The organism is Paeniglutamicibacter sp. NPDC091659 (assembly GCF_044756805.1).
Lineage (GTDB): Bacteria > Actinomycetota > Actinomycetes > Actinomycetales > Micrococcaceae > Paeniglutamicibacter.
On sequence record NZ_JBIVTO010000021.1, the window covers coordinates 1 to 16845 of the forward strand.

A 16845-nucleotide genomic window follows, 5' to 3' on the forward strand; every position below is an offset into this window, starting at 1 on the left:
TCCATCAGAACTCTCCAGGTTCGAATGTTGGTGATTACACCTCGAGTCTGGACACCCTTGCCCGCGTAGTCATCCCTTGGAATCAATCATCTAGATGGTGAAACCCATGGGAACCATCGAAGTAGTGGAAAGCCTTGAGGCGGGCGCTAGGGAATCGAGCGCTGAAGCCGAGTAATACGATGATGCGTATACCCAGCTAGTGAACGCTCTGCCTGAGGGGGAACGGTTACTGTCTCTGCGGCGTGGCTAGAACAAAAAAGTGCGGCCCCCAGAGACAAGGCCGGGGGCCGCGGTGTGTCCCTACAGAAAAGGAACGTTATCTACCTTGCGGCAAGTATTTGGTTGTCTTCAACAGTATCGAAGTGTTTCGACCGCAACGAACCAGGTAACCATCTCTCCCGCTTGGGCGCCAACTCCGAGAAGGCAAGCTTTGCGCTGATGCTCAGCGCCTACGAGGTCACCTGCGACCGTCAGGCTTGGCACCACCCACAAACCGACACAGCCACCAATCTGACCACCCTCGAAACCCGGGGATACCAAGTCAGCGGGTGGAACGCATCATTGTTGATAACATCAACAAGTAGGACGGTTTGCCCCAGAAATTTGAACGGCTGGGGCAAACCTCCTTGCTCTGGGTTTGATCGGTCAACACCTCGTTCCAGGTTTGACCGGGTCGGACCCCGGTCACGATCAAACCCGGAACCGGGACTCCCAACCCCGCAACAGTATTCTCGACTCGCGAATACACCAATGGCCACCTCGGTTCCCTTCCGAGGTGGCCATTCATCCTTATTCGCTTCCTCTCGAAACTGGGTGATGGGCCCGCATTTTGAGAGCTGCCATATGCTCAACTGGACTTGACGACCAGCTATTCATCCCAGTGCGCGGTGTAACGCTGGGACGTCATCTCCCGCTTCCTCTCCCACCGCGGCCCGTTTTTTAGACGCGCCAGGCCAAGGACCACCGCGCCGCCCCATGGCATACTTCATCCAATCCAGGATCAGCGGCAGCAGCTCCTTGACCGCACGGGTGAGCAGCAAGAGGATCGAAAGTCGGACCCGACAGCGCAACGGCGCCGGCGGGACTATCGGACTGGTTGGTGTTGAAATGGCCCGTCATCACCCGGGCCGTTACCACTCGTGCCTGCCGGTTGATCTTGTGCAACCGGGCCGAAGCCTGCTGGGAGCACCCCCAATCATGCCGTCATATTGTGAGGGGTCAAGTTCACGGGACTTCCGGCCAATCGCCGATAATGGCACATCTGTCGTGCATCGATCTGTGCCACGAGCACCCAAGGCTTCCCGGACGCCCGAATGTGCAGTAGATAGATCGATGCCCCTTCACCCACATGGATATTAAAGGAAAAATCTGGCAACCTGGGCAACGCCCAGCGGCTGGCTGTCAGGGGCCCCGACGGCGGGGGCCGCCCGCGCACACGCAGCGACAAACCATGGGAGGACCCCGGTGCCTTCCCACTGCCTTGTCGAGCTAGATGGCCGCGGGCGGAACCGGGGCGGGTGCGGTCTGTGTCTCCACCAACAGGGCCGCGGCGATGGCGTCGAAGGCGCGCAGGGTGGGGAAGAGCCTGGCCGGATCCTGCGGCAGCGGCCAACTGGAAAGCTTGACCGCCACCACCTCGGCGGGACGGTTGATGTAGACCATCTGCCCGTGGATCCCCAGGCAGAGCACCACGTCGTTGCCAGCGTACGGGAACCACAGCTGGTTCCGGTACATCCCCCCGGGTATCAGGTACTCGCCCGGGCTGGCGGCAAAGGCATCGCGGGAGTCCGGGGCCCCGGCCAGGGTGTGCTCGATCCACTCCGAGGAGAGCACGCGTTCGCCGGCCAGCGAGAGGCCGTCGTTCAGGACGAGGGAGCCGAAGCGGGCCATGTCGCGCAGCGTGGCGTTGATCCCGCCGTCGAAGATCCCGGTGCCGAACTGGTCGATGCCGATTGAGGCATCGGATTCGGCGCCGATCTTGCCCCAGACCAAGTCGGATAACAGCTCGGGCAGGGTGGACCCGGAGGCGGCCTCGCAGACCCAGCCGAGCATGTCCGTCTCGCAGGATCGGTACTCGAAGACCCCGCCGTGGGCGGTCTTGCGCAGCAACGTGCTCAGGTACGGGTACACGCCGGTAGGTCCGGGGGCCTTGGAAGGGGCCCAGCCGATGGCTTCCTCCAGCTTCCGGATCCCCGCCAGCGGGTCCAGGTAGTTCTCGGAGAACTCGATGCCCGAGCGCATGTCCAGCAGGTTGCGCACCGTGGCCCCGGCATAGCCGGTGTCGGCCAACTCGGGCAGGTAGTCGGTCAATTGCGCCTCGGCATCCAGCACCCCGGAGTCGCACAGGGCCCCGGCCACCGCCCCGATCAGCGACTTGCTCATCGACATCAACAGGTGCTGCGAGCCCGGCGCCATCTCACCGAAGTACTGCTCGGTGAGCACCTGGCCGCGATGCAGCAGCATCCAGCCATCGGTCTCGGTGGTGCCCATGACCAATCCCACGCTCATGGGCACTTCCCCGGGGAAGGCCGCCTCCAACATGACGGAGTCCAGGTCGCGGTGTGCCGCCGGAAGCTGCGCCTCCGGTCCGTTACCCCGGGCTATCGTTGCGGTGGGCAGGAACTCGGCCATGTGCTGGAAGGACCAGCGCAGGTTCTCGGGCAGTTTCCAGTTGTTCATGTCCACCCCTGGCGGGTGGTAATCCAGGTTCGTGCCGTCCACGAGAGTTACCTTCCATTGCTGCACCTTTGCAGCGTTCACTTCGTGCATTGGTGCTTTGTCGCTGCACCGTTGCAGCTTTCTTCATTGCCGTACCGGAGCAGCGTTGGTCTGTTTGGACACTACCACTGGGTTTTCACTCAACGCCGCTTCGTTCTTCATCCGTTCGCGGCGGCCGTCAATGTGACCTCGGATGGCGTAGGTAGCGGCCGCGTTGCCCCTCGAAGGGTCAAAACGTGCCCAGCATGCCTCGATCCCCACGACCAAGGCCCGAAGCCCTCGGAACCCCGCCATGTTGAAAAGCCACGGTACCCGCCTGAATCCACAATTTAGCTCACAATTCATTGTGTGAAAGGCTGGGAAGGCTAACTTTCAAGTTGCGAACTCCGAAGTCAATGAAAGGAAAAGACCGTGCATGAGCTGGATCTGATCCGCGCAGCAACCGAAGACGTGGCCTCCGCCCGGGTGCTCCTGCAGGAGCGAACCGACGCCTTGGACGCCATCATCCAAACTGCCCTGGACCATGGAATCTCCATGGACGATGTGGCCGAAGCGAGCAAATCGTCGCTACCGGGAAATGAACAGGATTCCGGAAGGCCGCAGCCTCTGCTCGTTGCCTGACGGGCACCACCGCTGCCCGGACCAAGGTTCAACGCAGAAGAAGAGGAGGCCCCCGACCTTGAAGGTTGGGGGCCTCCTCCATATGCACAATCTATGCCTTCTTGCGCGTCAACAATCCCCACAGAATAAGGACGATCAACGAGCCGCCGATGGCCAGCAACCATGTCGACAGCGACCAGAATTCGCTGATGTTCACATGGAAAATCAACGAGCCCAGCCAGCCGCCGAGTATGGCGCCAACCACGCCGAGCAGCAGGGTGGCGAGCCAGCCGCCACCCTGCTCACCTGGCTTGATCGCCTTAGCGATCGCACCGGCAATGAGGCCTAGAACAATCCAACCAATGAATCCCATGACTTTTCTCCGTTCGGATGAAGTTACGTCGTTCAGCATCAGGATCGCGATGCACTCAGGAAACCTTACAGGTAATTAACAGAAGATCACGTCAACGAGGCGGTGTTGGGAGAATCGTCACCCGGCACCCGGGATCCTGACTCTTTTCCACGTTTCGGCCTTATTGACGGTGCTGTTCTCTGTGCCACGCGAAATATCAGAGCCTCCCAGCCTGACCGGTTCACAGCGGTGGAGCGTATATTCTCTGTCAATCAGTTTCTGTCCAGATAGGTGTAGGAGCGAACATGTACAGCGTCGGAACATTGAGCCCTTTCCAGTCCCCCACGGTGAAGTTGCAGCGTCTCTTCGAATCTCATGAGATCGAGGTGTTTGCCAAGTTGGACCTGCTCCAACTGTCGGGCAGCACCAAGGAGCGAACGGCCAACAGTCTCATCGAATCGCTCCTCAAGGCCGGGACGCTGGAACCCGGTGGAATGATCGTGGAATCCACTTCCGGAAATCTCGGCATAGCCTTAGCCCGGCAGTCAGCGGTTCGCGGGATTCGGTTCGTGGCGGTTGTTGATGAGAATGCCAACCGCTCGGCCATCGACATCATGCGGGCCTACGGGGCTGTCATCGACGTGGTCACCACCCCGGCTGACGGCAACAAATTGGCAGCTCGACGGCGGAGGGTCCAGCACCTGCTGACCGAACACCCGGGCGCGGTGACAACCAACCAGTATGGATCTCCGGATAACCCGGATGCGCACTTCAGAACGACGATGCCCGAATTCATGGAGGCCACCGACGGCCGTCTTGACATGCTGTTCGTGGCAACCAGCACCACGGGCACGCTCCTGGGTTGTCAGCGGTATCTGCGCCAACACCATCAGGAGACCACGCTGGTGGCAGTGGATGCCGTGGGTTCCGTGCTGTTCGGTGGGGAATCTGGCCCGCGGCGTTTTCCGGGCTTGGGGGCGGGCATCGTTCCGGAATTGGCCCTGCAGGCAGATCCAGATGTGGTGTGCCAGATCGAGGAGATCGACATGGTCCGCGGGTGCCGCAAGCTCGCCCGACGCGAGGGGATCCTGGCCGGGGCCTCCACGGGTGCAATCGTGACGGCGATCGAACAGCTGTTGCCGCAGGTCCAGGCAGGATCACGTATTGGGTTCCTGGTTCACGATTCGGGCGTGCCCTACTTGTGAACTGGTCCCCGCAAGTTGGACTCGGTAAGCAAGGTCTACTGCGAGTGTCTGGGTCTGATATGCCATCGGGCTCAGGCACTCGAGCGTTAACGAGTCACTTCGGCCTTCATCCTGGCAATCATGAGGTGCGCGACGCCAGAGTCTGTAGGATCGCACCGTTCGTGACGATCGCTCGTTCCTCGGGTTCGATGTAGTGGCGCTGGGCTGTGTGCGTCCCAACATGGCCCAACTGCGCGGCGGCATCCTCCAGCCCGGACTCCCTGGCGATAGCAGTGGCAGCGGTTTTCCGAGCACCGTGCGGACGCAGATGTCTTTCCATGCTGCGGTCGATACCAGACGCATCCAGCGCACTGCGGAAGGCCCTGTGGGCCGCCGAAGGCCTCAACCAAGTGCCTTTTGAAGTGGCAAAGACCGGCGACTGCCCGGGATGCGCCGGCCGGAGCTGGCGCAGGACGGCGACCAGGAACGAGGGAATCTCCAGATCTCGCACGTCCCCGCTTTTAGTCGGTCCCACGGTGTGGGCGCCACGTTTGGGTTCTCTCACGCAGCGGTCAAGTCTCACCCAGGGTCGTTCGACATCAAGGTGCACGCGATCCCAACTCAATGCCAGTGCCTCGGAGATTCGTCCCGCGGTGCCCAACATCGTCTCAAGCAGGGCTGGCAGCCACAGGTTCTCTGGGCCGCGGCGCCCGTTCGCTCGACTCGCCCATTCCCCCACTGCCCGCCGGACGCGTTCGATGTCGCTCACGCTCCAGGCGCGCGGCGGTGAAGCCGATTCGACGGGGAACGGACGGATGGAGGTCACAGGGTTTGCGCCCAGATAGCCGTAGCGCACAGCCATGTCCATCGATTGCTTGAGCACTGTCTTGGCTTGCAGGGCGCGGTTGGAGCCCGCAGGGCCGTCAATGAGTGATTCCAAAAATGCCTCTGCCCTGGGCACGGTGACTTCGGAGAGCAGGAGGGATCCAAGGGAGGGATTGATGGTTTTTTCAAGGACATGCCGGTACTGATCCCTGGTGGAGGGGCTGATGGTGCCTTGCTCGCGTCCATCGCTCACACGCCGGCTTGCCAACCAGTGGTGTCCCAGGTCCGCGAGAGAGGGATTCTCATCCATGAGCGCTGTCCCACGGTGGGTCAGGTCCACCGCGGACATCTTGCGCCGTAGCGCGGCTTCGGCTTTCTTTTTGGTGACGGCACTCGCCCCGAGCTGCCTGATGACGCCGGCAAAGTTGCGGTAGCGCGATCGTGAGCGCCATCCACCGGCCACTCGTGAAGAACTGATCTCACCGAATTCACCAATTGAGAGCCTGCTGCGCCCCATGTTCCCACTTTCAGAAGCTTTACTGGGGTAAGCATATCGTGCCGATTTTGTGTCGTTTCTCCGAAATCCGTGACACGCTTTGCCTACCAATTCATCCCCGATGCCATACATACAATGGCCAACTGCCACGCGCGGAACCCATCTTGTACTGATATGGATGTTATTACGGTACAGGAAGTTGAAAGAGTGGATTTCACGCTGAAAAGTCATCTCGGAAGGTGGGTTTGGCCGTTGTCCGCGTGCTCTGACATCTTTTGCTCAATAGGACGCTGTGCAAGATCACCAGGTTTTGAATTCGGCGAAAGGGGTAGGCGCCGTGATTCGGAGACTCCGAAAGGGTCGGGGACTCGCACGACAGCAGGTTGCGAGCATGGCCGGGGTGATCCAACAGCTGAAATCGTCCATTAGGCACGAGCGCCACACGCAGAGCTTGACCCGGCTTTGCGTATTATGGGCGCAGTGGGAATTCTGGTTGCGACGCCCAACGTGGCCACCGGTCTTCCCTCGTGATAGTAATTCAGCAGGCGGCCGAAGCCGGCCCACTCAGGAAGTAGCAGCGTTGAGCAGGCAGCACGACCTCATTACTCAAGCCATGACGATCACCCGACAGGTGCAGGCTGAGCGGGCCAACAATCTGGTGGTGATGTCCCAGATCGTCAACGGCTCCCCTATGCGCTTCGCAGACCTTGCCGATTTCATGAAGTCCACTCGCAACGTGACGATGGCTCGGAGCACCTGGCACCTGCTGAGGAGCGCAGAGCACAAAGTCGTGAAGCTCGACGTCCTGACCGGTGTCGCATCGTTCTTCGGTGTAGACGAGAGATTCCTCGCGTGGGAAGTAGCCGATTCCTCGCCGGACTACGTCCGTCTTCTTCCGGAAATTGAAAGCATCAGGATCGATGAAACCACTGGTGCGATACTCAATCTTGTCGCGACTCTGCCTTTCCATCTGCATGAAGAAGCCCTCGTCGATATTCAGCGGCGTTTGTCCTCTGCACGAGCGAAACCAAGCATTTAGCGTTTCGATATTTTGTGCATCTAAGTTTTTACATGGATACCGTCTTTCGCGTTTAACCATTTAGCATCTTCGCATTCGAACATTTTGATGTGCTCCGTTTTCATGCGACTGACATTTTTCAGGTCTCGCACTCTTAGAATTTGTCGTTTCAAGCTTCATTGTCTACTGGTTCCAATGCTGACGTTCGAGACCATGGCGTGCAATTGGGTCAGCAGCATTTTTCGCATCTAACATTCTGGCGCATCAACATTTCTAGATACTGAACATGGAACATTCCAACGCGAAAACATTCCAGGCATTTTTGATATCGATCACAGAGCCTTCAGGTGGATCGTGAGTCAACATTTTACGCAAACAGGAATTTGCGCATCTAACATTTTGCGCATCGTCGCGCCTGAGGGCTGGAGCAATAGTGCAACCACTCCGCGTTGCCCGACCGGCCGTGACTGAGGCCCCGAAAGGCGCGGGTACTAGTTTTTATGCATCTAGCATTCTATGTTTCTGCAATTTGTGCGTTCAGGGCATCAATCTGATCCATCTAACGAGTTGGGCGTAGCCATCGAGCTCGAACTGTTTTTAAGCAAACAGGAATTTGCGCATCTAACATTCTGAGGTGGAAACAGTTTGGGTTCCTTGGGGTCTCGTTCCCGGCGACTCGATGGAAAAGGTTCGCGCCATTTCAGGTGAACACGTTTTTACGCATCTAGCATTCTTGGCCGTGCACAATTTAGCCACCTGCTGCGGTCGGTTGGCCTGGATGCCGAATTCAGATGAGCCGGCAGGTAGTGTCGCTGCAGGTTTTTCCGCATCTAACATTTTGCGCATCGTCGCGCCTGAGGGCTGGAGCAATAGTGCAACCACTCCGCGTTGCCCGACCGGCCGTGACTGAGGCCCCGAAAGGCGCGGGTACTAGTTTTTATGCATCTAGCATTCTATGTTTCTGCAATTTGTGCGTTCGGGGGATCAATCTGATCCATCTAACGAGTTGGGCGTAGCCATCGAGCTCGAACTGTTTTTAAGCAAACAGGAATTTGCGCATCTAACATTCTGAGGTGGAAACAGTTTGGGTTCCCTGGGGTCTCGTTCCCGGCGACTCGATGGAAAAGGTTCGCGCCATTTCAGGTGAACACGTTTTTACGCATCTAGCATTCTTGGCCGTGCACAATTTAGCCACCTGCTGCGGTCGGTTGGCCTGGATGCCGAATTCAGATGAGCCGGCAGGTAGTGTCGCTGCAGGTTTTTCCGCATCTAACATTTTGCAATCCGCGGCTTCTGCGAATAATGGTTCTCCCATACGCCCCACGATCGACAATTAGCATCTCGATGGGCTCTTGCCGTACTGCACTCCTTCAAGCTGTCCGGCGGCGGATGCTGCCTGGTCTAGAGAAGGCGAGTGCGGACCCGATATAAAATGTTAGATACATAAAATGTTAGTCACTCAATCAATAATTTGCGTGAAGACATGTGAATGCCCACGCGTGGGGGAGGGTCTTGGGTGTTGGGTTGCAGCCAAATGGAAGGCCGTCGTACCGTCTTGGCCCATTGTCGTGTGCCTTGTAGCATTTTTCGCTTGTGGGCATCTGACATTTTTACTTTTTGTGCATCTAGGCATTTAGGTAGTCGGCATTTCTCGCATCCTCATGCTTGGTTTGTCACAGAAGGGTAACGATATGCCGAAACTGTTCGTCTATCGTGTCGAACTCGCCTTGTCGGCTGGGGTGGGGGAGCGGTCTGCGGCTAATGTGATTTGCGGGGACGCCCTTCCCCTGCAACCTAAAATCTCATCAACTAGAGGAGAAGTCACCTAATGCGCAAAATCTACGTGGTGAATGAAAAGGGTGGTGTCGGAAAATCGACCATCACTTTTCACCTAGCTGGAGCCCTTGCACAGCACGGAACAACGGTTCTCGTGGACGCTGACCGCCAGGAAACTTCGTACCGTTACTACACGGCAACAGAGAATGCGCTGAAGTTCTTGAATCAGGCATACGTAGAGAACCTCGCCGATTTTGAAGCGGGTAGCAGGCGCCGCAAGCCCGTCATGCCCGCTCAGGAACCGTCCTTTGGTGCAATCGTCTACCCGCACGCAACCAGCTCCGAACAGATCGAGGCACAGTGCGCCAACTTCGACTACATGATCGTGGATACTTCGGCCGGCATCAACCGAGATCTGCTGAACAGCATCATGAACTCTGACAGCTTGGTTTTGATCCCTTGCGATACGAAGATGAGCGACCTGTGGACCACCTCCGACCTGGTCAAGGCCTACGAAAATAGCAAGGCAACAATCAGGATCGTGCAGCGCGAAGGTCAGCAGCCTCGCGCCTACGCAGCGGAAGAACTTCAGGATGCCGGACTCGCGCACCTCACTATCGGCAGCGTCATCAGCACTCTCAACGCTTATGAAGATTCAATTCGCAACGGCGGAACTGTTATGGACGTTCCGCTGATGCCATCAGATCGACCGCTGCAGCGCGCGCGGACTCAGGTTACCAAACTGGCCACCGAAGTCGTGTCGATTCTTTCAGCCATCGAAAAGGAGCATGCGGAGGTAGCTGGTGGCCAGCAAGCGACCGCCTAGGCGCTCTGCAAGCAGTCTGATCGAGGGCGCCGGAAGTATTGCCGCGACTTTTGAAGTAGAACAGGTTCTGCAAAACCAAAGCGAAACGCCTTCCAAACAATCTCTGGGTGGTCTGGCTAGAGAAAATGGCTTGCGGGAGACATCTTCTTCTGCTCCAAGCAGCATTCCGGTTTCGGAATCTTCTGTCGTGCCGGTAACACTGCCAGCTCCGGTTGGGGATCGACAAGCAATCCCAGGGCCTGCGGCAGCAGTGGCCGAACCAGTTGTGCCGGCAGCTCCCGAGCCAGTGTTTCATGCTGTCTCGCCAGTGACTTTGCAGCCGCGAGAACCTGCCACGGCAATTGTTGAAAAGCCGGCGCCAGTTTCACCTGCCCCCACGGCAGTGGAGCAGCCAGCGATTCGCAAGCCCGTTGTTGCGGTGCCTCCAGCAGCAGTTCGTCATCGTTCACCCATGTCGGCCTATAACAAGGCCCTGGGCCAGCTCAACAAGAAGATCATTGAAACCGATCTCACGACGGTCGACGGCAGGGGAGTGTTCGACGATTACACCACGAACATGTCCCGGATTCGGTATGAAAAGGGCGTCACATACAACGACCTCCTGCCTCTGACATTCACGACTGGCTTCAACTCGGGTCTCGAGCGGACCACGTTCCAGATGACGCAGCATCAGATCGAAGAAGCCAAGAAGTACAGCAACTACCTTGGCCGTGAAATTAGGCGCAATGGGGGAGAAGGCCAGAAGGTCGTGCGCTCCAGTGCGGTTTCGATGTTGCACCGGCTCATGCAGGATTTCTTCATTGCCAATGCACCTCGTGATTGCTTCGACGCTGTGGACGGGGAGCAGTCTGCCAGGGCAGCGGTCGGTCTTCAGCCGTTGCCTGAACTCGAGATATTTGAGAATGCTGTTGCCAGTCATGATCTGTCCAGTGGGCCCATGGATCCTCGGATTACGGAAACCACATTGGAGACGCCTGAGGGCTGGGGCGTTTTCGACGACTATACGACCAACATGACGAAGATTCGGTACGAAAAGGGAGTCAAATACAGTGACTTGCTTCCGATCACTTTCGCCACCGGTTTCAACTCTGGTCTTGAGCGTGCGACGTTCCAGATGACGAGCCGACAGATCGAAGAGTCCAAGAAGTTCAGCAGCTACCTGTCTCGCGAGATCAAGAACAGCCTGCCACCGTCGTTGCGCTCGGTTCGGTCAACGGCCGTGTCCATGCTGCACAGAATCATGCAGGACTATTTCATTGCCAATGCACCTCGGGATTGCTTCGACGGGGTTGGCAATGAGCAGGAAGCCAGGGCAAGCGTTGGGCTGCCGCCACTTCCTGAGCTTGAGATCTTTGAATACGAGATCAACAAGCAGGTCCAGAAGCTCTCGTTGCAGTAACTCGCTTCTGAAAATGGAAAAAGGCCGGGAGCTGACTCCCGGCCTTTTTCACGCCCTTATCTAAAATCTCATCTTTAGATGTCTCCAGCGTACCGCAAGAACGATATCTCACAACGGTTTTCTGAGGGAACGACACACCAATGGCGCACCAATGGCAGGCCAACCTCACAGAAATTCTTCCCTAGGACATCAATGCATCAAAATGCTAAATACTTAGATACACAAAAACATGAACGGTTGTCAGGTTAGACCGGGGGAGGGTCAGACTCCCATGGCGGCTCGAATTGCTCAAAAGGGTAGTCCTCACCTGAATAATCGAAAGCCGAATACACCCCCATACGAGAGGTCAGCCAGCACAACCAAACGAATCGTTGCTGTGCATAAATTGAACGCTGCAGTTCTGCCTCATCGGTGGCGCCCAGGAGATCAGCAAGGAAGCTGAGGTTCGCTCCGGCTTCTATCCACCCCCCAGCGCCCTTGCGCACAATATGGTGCTCTTGCAGCAGCATTAGGGCATCCTGGACTGCGGACCGGCTGAGGCCGGTACCCCTCATGATCTGAGGCGTGGTTTGGAGGCCTTGTTCCAATGATTCGTATACGAACGCAGCAACAGTCCCAAGCACTCGGAAAACGGGGCGCAGGGCGTAAAGCTTGCCGGAACGGTAGCTGATCGCTGCGGAGCCATCCAGGAGGCCCCTGGGAACGATCAGCTCGTAGGTGTCAGCATACTTACCGTGGGCGGGGCTCGTGAGGCGCACCAGGGGCTCAGTCTCCGACCTCAGCCGTCGAAGGTGTCGTGAGACCGTGGAATGATCCAAGCCTGTGGCCTGGGCCAGTGCGCGGCATCCGAATTCGATAGAGGAAGACTGGGCTTTAGAGGCTGCTTCACCCAAGGCACGTAGAACCAAGCGTAGCTGCAGTCCCATCCGGGACGAGCCGTAGGCACCTTCGCGGATGTGGAGGGCATTCCGCCAAATTTTGAGCCACTCGTAAAAACCAACTGAATGAAGTGACCTTGTACCCCCCTGTGCTTTTGGCTGGCTTGTGTTGTTTTTAACGACAGTTCCGTAGCCGTCTCTGTGGCCCTTGCTTTTGAGCCGTCTGATATCGGCTTGGAGCTCCTTCATGGGGCTCCTGTACCTGGCGAAAAGTGTGTTCAATCCGGGCCAGCGGCCATCGTTCATGCGCTGGTAAATCGCCGTGGCGTCGAGACCGGCATTCGTGGCTGAACGCAGCAACGCAAAGCGAGCCTCGCTGGGGGAGTCGTAGGGACCACCTGGCGAGTATCCGTTGCGCGCGATGCTCAGGACGTTTGAGTTCAGCTCGGTGGGGCCGCTGCGGTCACTGATGGCATCCATTTGCACAGATTCGGGGCGGGGTGCCCTTAGGTGTTCCAAGCTCCGATGTAGAGCATCGAAGCGCGCTCGGGGTGCAGGAGACTGTGCGACCGAAAGTGCCATCTGCGGGCTCATCAGAAGTTCCTGCCGGCCACCGAGCTTGTGAGGTGAACCGGGCATACGGATGCAGCCGTGCTGCACGGTCATGTGTGGCATCGGGTCAACCGTTGGGCATGCTGCAGACAGCAGCCTCAGGAAATCCACGGCATCCCCCGAGGTGATCCCCCCAGCGATTGGCACATAGAGGTGCTCGCCTGCAGATGGAGAGCGGTCGTGGATCCACCTAAGGCCGTGTTCGCTCAGCAGCACTTGCGTCCGCCGGACGTCGATCTCGACTTGGTCTGCCCCTCGAACTCCGGAGTCGAAGTCGATCGCGAGGACTTTGGCCAGTCCAGTCTTGGCATCATGCAGCATCACGGCGGCCGGGCGTGATGGAAGGGAATCGTCCAGATTGCGCTCATCGCGCTGACGGTAGTTTCGACCATTGTCGCGGGAAATGCGCACCCTTGATCGACCGGCCAGGTGGGGAACCAGGTTCCGCCAGAGTGAGTAATGCACCGGCTGGGCTGTTTCCGGGGTTGCGAAAGGAAGAATTGTGTCTAACATAGACGTAGGCGAACACCGCCGCGGTTCGTTAGGTCGTTGTCTTGAAGCTGATTTGGGCCTAGCGAATTTTGGGAACTGAATATGTCAATCTTCGAGATTGGTGAGACTGCAATCTCATCAACTCAGTGATCGGATCCAGAGGATGTTCGAAGCCTCTCCTTTCATTAGTTCATTGGATACTGACCGCGACTCCTGGTCCTGCAAGACACGGAAGTTACGAAGCTTGAAAGGCTCACCCTGCAAGGTGGGCCTTTGGCTTTTAAGCTCTGCCTTGCCGAAGTAGATCCTGATAGCGACGGCTCTTTTTGCCTATCGTCACCAGCTCGTAGTAGAGCGCGCTCTTGCTGACACCCAGGGCATCGGCTACCACTTTGACGTGATCCGCCGTGGAGCGATCAACCCAGATCGTTACAGGAACACCGTGGGTCGCCCCACTCACTGCTGGAGCGTTGCGGTCTTCCTGCTTGTCTATGGTCTGCATGTTCCACCTTGGTCTTGCTGTAGCGCGTCAATCACTTCGACTAGGCAAACCTATCGCCTGTGTAGACCGAAATCTCGCATTTGTTGAGAGCAGAGCCCGATGGCTGGCCAGGGAGAGTCGATCTAGATCAGTAAGAATTTGGACATTCCAAACATCTCGCATTTTGGGGTTCCAACATTTTGCGTATCTAGCATTTTGACACTCTTCTCCGAGGCGTTCGTGGCCCGGAGCTTGGAGAAGATCCCCGTGATTCTGCGGATCTCTCCGCCGTTAGATGTCAGATATCTAGAAACCAAGATGCCTAGATGCGCAAAAAGGTGCTGCTCGCTCGGGGCAGGCAGCACCTTTTCAGACTCGGCCGGACCCGAAACCGCAAATATAACGTTTTCATAACGACACGCTGAATGCTCGACATATAACTCGGAGGAATCAGCGTGTTAATTTCGGATGGGCAGTACTGCCCCGCAAGGCGCAGGCGATTGCAACGGCCTGGCACCCGCAAGGCACTGGAAAGGGAATTCTGTCGGTATCAAAGCTCGTCGCATTCGCGGCAAATGATCGCGCCGGCGACTGTCCGGGCGGCTTGGCTTCGATGGCGGACGGTGAAGCATTCGCCGCATATGAATTCGTCGTCGGCCCGGGGAACGATTTCGACAACGAGTTCATCTAGGACTATCGCGCCCGGGAGCTCCTGTCCGTCCGAGAGGTCGGCTTCTTCCAAGTCGGATTGGACGCTCTTGGCGTTCGGTGCGTCCATCTTCCGGACGTCCTTGAGGGTGCGTTCCGATGCTTCGGCAACGTCCGGGCGGGCTTCGTCGTAATCCTGGGCCATGGTGCTCTTTCTGGTGGTGCTGAATTGTTGCCGAAATTCTAGGTCTCACGTCGTGTTCCGGGCAATTTGATAAAAATGCCGATTGATTGTGTAACCGATCGGTGACAGAATAGTTTTATGCAAGCACTTGAACTGAGTACATTCACGCTGGGACGTGAGCTACGGGACAGGCGTGAGTCGCTGGGGTACAGCCAGCAGGCTCTGGCCGAATCCATCGGTACATCTCGAAAATTCATCGTGGAGCTCGAAGCAGGCAAGGAACATGTTTCCCTTGCGCTCACATTGAGGGCTCTGGCTGCCCTGGGATTTGAGGGGCCCGCACTGAGGACCGCGGCAGTCCCCACGACAAGGTTCCAGAAAGCCTTCGAGACCACCTTGTCCGAAGGAGACTATGAATTCGCGCTGCGGCTCCTGGGGGAGTACGCGACGGCTTCACTGGAGGCCGGCCGAGCGCTAATGGCCACGGCGCCCAAGATCCGCGACAAGGAATACACGACAGCGCTGGGAGCGATAACCCGCTGGCTGTCTCACAAGACCCAAACGCCAATCCCCGGATGGGCCCACCGCATCAAACCGTCTGCCAATCCTGTCTTTCTGGCTGAAAAGCTGCATCCTGTCGGGAATCGGATGAAAGAACTCATCAGACGCGAGACACCCCCGGAGATGGCGGAGCTGAACGTCTGGATCCGCGACCGCGACCTGGCAACGCTGTGAGCTTCCCGGAATTTCGCACCGAACGCATCGTCGAACTCCTCGATGAGTTGGAACGGCGGCTTGCAGCCCGCGGCGTGGCGCTGAATATCCAGATCGTCGGCGGGGCGGCTTTGCTGCTGCACGGGTTGCTGGATCGCTCCACGGAGGACATTGATGCTCGATACGCGAGTGCTCCCGCGGTCGAGGAGGTCGCCCGGGAGATGGCCGTCGCATACGGCTTGCCGGTGGGCTGGCTGAATTCGAAGGCTGCCGCGTTCTTGCCGGACGATGCCGTATGGATCGCAGGGAAGGAAGGATCTTCCTCTGCGATATGGCTTGCCGATCTCCAAACACTCGCGGCCATGAAGCTTGCCGCCGAACGGCAAAAAGATATCGAGGACCTTGGCCGGATTGCCAATGCGCTGGGCATCACCGACCCTGCGGATCTCGTGCGGATCGCCTACGAGAAATACGGTGAAGATTCCGTTCCGCTCTCTGCATCCCGGGAAAACTACGAGATCGTGGCCGAAGAGGCCATCGCCGCGGCTTCAGCCTTGAAGCGGCACTGACCAGCAACCATGTCCGTTCCGCGTGCACTTGGAGTTTTACGCCTAGTCAATCCCCCATTGGGAAACGCCGATAACGTACCTTATGTAAGGTGATATAAGGCAAAGTGCAAAAAGTGCATTTTTCTATTGTCCGGTGTTGTCCTGCCTCTCTAAAGTGAGGCAATCTCAAGTTAGTTGAAGCATTCTTCGACCTGTCTCACTTTAGGTGACGCATTCTCCCTTGATGAAGGCTACTATTTGGGCCATGGGAGGCTTATTGGCGGCCTCTGACGTTTTGGCCTCGCCGGACATTCCATCAGGCACCCTGACATTCAGGGAGCAATTTAGCAGCGCCCCCGAGAACCGCACGCCTGGCTGATTGCTGGATGGTCCCTTTTTGAATGCGCCGATCCAATTCGGTCACCTGCTTCTTTCAAGGGCCAGCAAAACTTCGCCGGGCTCTGGTGGTGCAGCACAAATAGACGCCACGTCGGATTCGAATCCTGGTGCGAACGTGACCATCTGATGTCCCTGGATTCCGGCCCACTGAAACTGGCATTGCGCACCGAGACCGCCAAGGACGGAAACCCATACTCCGTAGTGGGACTCTTCCCGGCCGGCCTTCCCGCCACTGGTAAGGCATGCGATGTACGGTTGGGCATCGACAAGGGTGACCGAACGCTGATGCTGGGCCAGTGGAATGGGCCCCATGGGCTTCAGGAGCAAAAGGAAATTGAGGCCCATCTGAAATCGGTCGAATATTCGGAAGCGAAGCAGGTCGCCGCATCTCTGGATTTCGATCACCTGGGGTAGCAGCAAGGCAAAAGGCGGTCCGACAGGTTCCCCCTCCCGTTTGGGAAGAGGCGACCCTCCAGACCGCCTACTTGCCTGTCTGCTTCCCGGTTACAGCGAGCGTTGCTCCGGGCCGTTGTAGGCCGAGAGCGGGCGGATCAACGCATTTGAAGCGCGCTGTTCCATGATGTGCGCCGTCCAACCCGTAATGCGCGAGGCAATGAAGATCGGGGTGAACATCTCGGTGTCGAAGCCCATCAGGTGGTACGTCGGGCCGGCCGGGTAGTCGAGGTTCGGCTTGA

At 57.6% G+C, this 16845-nt stretch carries 17 protein-coding genes; 8 read left to right on the forward strand and 9 right to left on the reverse strand.

Going from position 1 to position 16845, the window contains the following annotated elements:
• Positions 1-868: 868 nt before the first annotated feature.
• Both ACIQLF_RS21510 and ACIQLF_RS21515 read right to left on the reverse strand, forming a co-directional pair.
• A complete protein-coding gene (locus ACIQLF_RS21510) occupies positions 869-982 on the reverse strand; it encodes a DUF4113 domain-containing protein (protein ID WP_400303192.1) in 114 nt (37 codons plus the stop codon).
• 506 nt (positions 983-1488) lie between these two features.
• Positions 1489-2769 (reverse strand): serine hydrolase domain-containing protein, encoded by a 1281-nt coding sequence (locus ACIQLF_RS21515; protein WP_400303195.1) that lies wholly within the window; start codon positions 2767-2769, stop codon positions 1489-1491.
• A gap of 360 nt (positions 2770-3129) precedes the next feature.
• Between ACIQLF_RS21515 and ACIQLF_RS21520 the strand changes: the two genes are divergently transcribed.
• A complete protein-coding gene (locus ACIQLF_RS21520) occupies positions 3130-3339 on the forward strand; it encodes a hypothetical protein (protein ID WP_400303198.1) in 210 nt (69 codons plus the stop codon).
• 91 nt (positions 3340-3430) lie between these two features.
• Here the strand turns inward: ACIQLF_RS21520 and ACIQLF_RS21525 are convergent, their stop codons facing one another.
• Positions 3431-3691, reverse strand: a complete 261-nt coding sequence (locus tag ACIQLF_RS21525; RefSeq protein ID WP_400303201.1) for a GlsB/YeaQ/YmgE family stress response membrane protein — start codon at positions 3689-3691, stop codon at positions 3431-3433.
• Between the two features lie 284 nt (positions 3692-3975).
• Here ACIQLF_RS21525 and ACIQLF_RS21530 point away from each other — a divergent pair, with 284 nt between their 5' ends.
• The gene (locus ACIQLF_RS21530; protein WP_400303204.1) at positions 3976-4875 is read left to right on the forward strand and encodes a pyridoxal-phosphate dependent enzyme; all 900 of its coding nucleotides are present in this window, start codon (positions 3976-3978) and stop codon (positions 4873-4875) included.
• A 118-nt stretch (positions 4876-4993) separates the two neighbouring features.
• Here the strand turns inward: ACIQLF_RS21530 and ACIQLF_RS21535 are convergent, their stop codons facing one another.
• Positions 4994-6196: a tyrosine-type recombinase/integrase gene (locus tag ACIQLF_RS21535; RefSeq protein WP_400303206.1), complete on the reverse strand. Its 1203-nt coding sequence runs from the start codon at positions 6194-6196 to the stop codon at positions 4994-4996.
• 592 nt (positions 6197-6788) lie between these two features.
• Here ACIQLF_RS21535 and ACIQLF_RS21540 point away from each other — a divergent pair.
• Positions 6789-7214: a hypothetical protein gene (locus ACIQLF_RS21540; RefSeq protein ID WP_400303208.1), complete on the forward strand. Its 426-nt coding sequence runs from the start codon at positions 6789-6791 to the stop codon at positions 7212-7214.
• Between the two features lie 1807 nt (positions 7215-9021).
• Positions 9022-9795 carry an AAA family ATPase gene (locus ACIQLF_RS21545; protein WP_400303210.1) on the forward strand — a complete coding sequence of 258 codons (774 nt, stop codon included), beginning with the start codon at positions 9022-9024 and terminating at the stop codon, positions 9793-9795.
• A 116-nt stretch (positions 9796-9911) separates the two neighbouring features.
• Here ACIQLF_RS21545 and ACIQLF_RS21550 read toward each other — a convergent pair whose 3' ends face one another.
• The gene (locus tag ACIQLF_RS21550; RefSeq protein WP_400303212.1) at positions 9912-10244 is read right to left on the reverse strand and encodes a hypothetical protein; all 333 of its coding nucleotides are present in this window, start codon (positions 10242-10244) and stop codon (positions 9912-9914) included.
• Positions 10245-10246: 2 nt separating this feature from the next.
• On the opposite strand from ACIQLF_RS21550, the gene ACIQLF_RS21555 reads away from it, so the two are divergent.
• Positions 10247-11194: a hypothetical protein gene (locus tag ACIQLF_RS21555; RefSeq protein WP_400303214.1), complete on the forward strand. Its 948-nt coding sequence runs from the start codon at positions 10247-10249 to the stop codon at positions 11192-11194.
• Between the two features lie 245 nt (positions 11195-11439).
• On the opposite strand, the gene ACIQLF_RS21560 is transcribed toward ACIQLF_RS21555, so the two are convergent.
• The 3 genes from ACIQLF_RS21560 to ACIQLF_RS21570 form a co-directional block, all read right to left on the reverse strand.
• Positions 11440-13197 carry a MarR family transcriptional regulator gene (locus tag ACIQLF_RS21560; RefSeq protein ID WP_400303217.1) on the reverse strand — a complete coding sequence of 586 codons (1758 nt, stop codon included), beginning with the start codon at positions 13195-13197 and terminating at the stop codon, positions 11440-11442.
• A 259-nt stretch (positions 13198-13456) separates the two neighbouring features.
• Positions 13457-13678, reverse strand: a complete 222-nt coding sequence (locus ACIQLF_RS21565) for a hypothetical protein (RefSeq protein ID WP_400303220.1) — start codon at positions 13676-13678, stop codon at positions 13457-13459.
• A gap of 529 nt (positions 13679-14207) precedes the next feature.
• Positions 14208-14510, reverse strand: a complete 303-nt coding sequence (locus ACIQLF_RS21570) for a DUF4193 family protein (protein ID WP_400303223.1) — start codon at positions 14508-14510, stop codon at positions 14208-14210.
• Positions 14511-14627: 117 nt separating this feature from the next.
• On the opposite strand from ACIQLF_RS21570, the gene ACIQLF_RS21575 reads away from it, so the two are divergent.
• From ACIQLF_RS21575 to ACIQLF_RS21585, 3 genes are all read left to right on the forward strand, one after another.
• Positions 14628-15224, forward strand: coding sequence for a helix-turn-helix domain-containing protein (locus ACIQLF_RS21575; RefSeq protein WP_400303226.1), 597 nt, complete (start codon positions 14628-14630; stop codon positions 15222-15224).
• Complete coding sequence (locus ACIQLF_RS21580) at positions 15221-15772, forward strand: DUF6036 family nucleotidyltransferase (RefSeq protein WP_400303228.1); 552 nt, start codon at positions 15221-15223, stop codon at positions 15770-15772. The genes ACIQLF_RS21575 and ACIQLF_RS21580 overlap by 4 nt, the downstream gene beginning before the upstream one ends.
• A gap of 504 nt (positions 15773-16276) precedes the next feature.
• Positions 16277-16564, forward strand: a complete 288-nt coding sequence (locus ACIQLF_RS21585) for a hypothetical protein (RefSeq protein WP_400303230.1) — start codon at positions 16277-16279, stop codon at positions 16562-16564.
• A 90-nt stretch (positions 16565-16654) separates the two neighbouring features.
• On the opposite strand, the gene ACIQLF_RS21590 is transcribed toward ACIQLF_RS21585, so the two are convergent.
• Positions 16655-16845 (reverse strand): citrate/2-methylcitrate synthase (locus ACIQLF_RS21590; protein WP_400303233.1); only part of this gene is annotated, 191 nt, incomplete at its 5' end.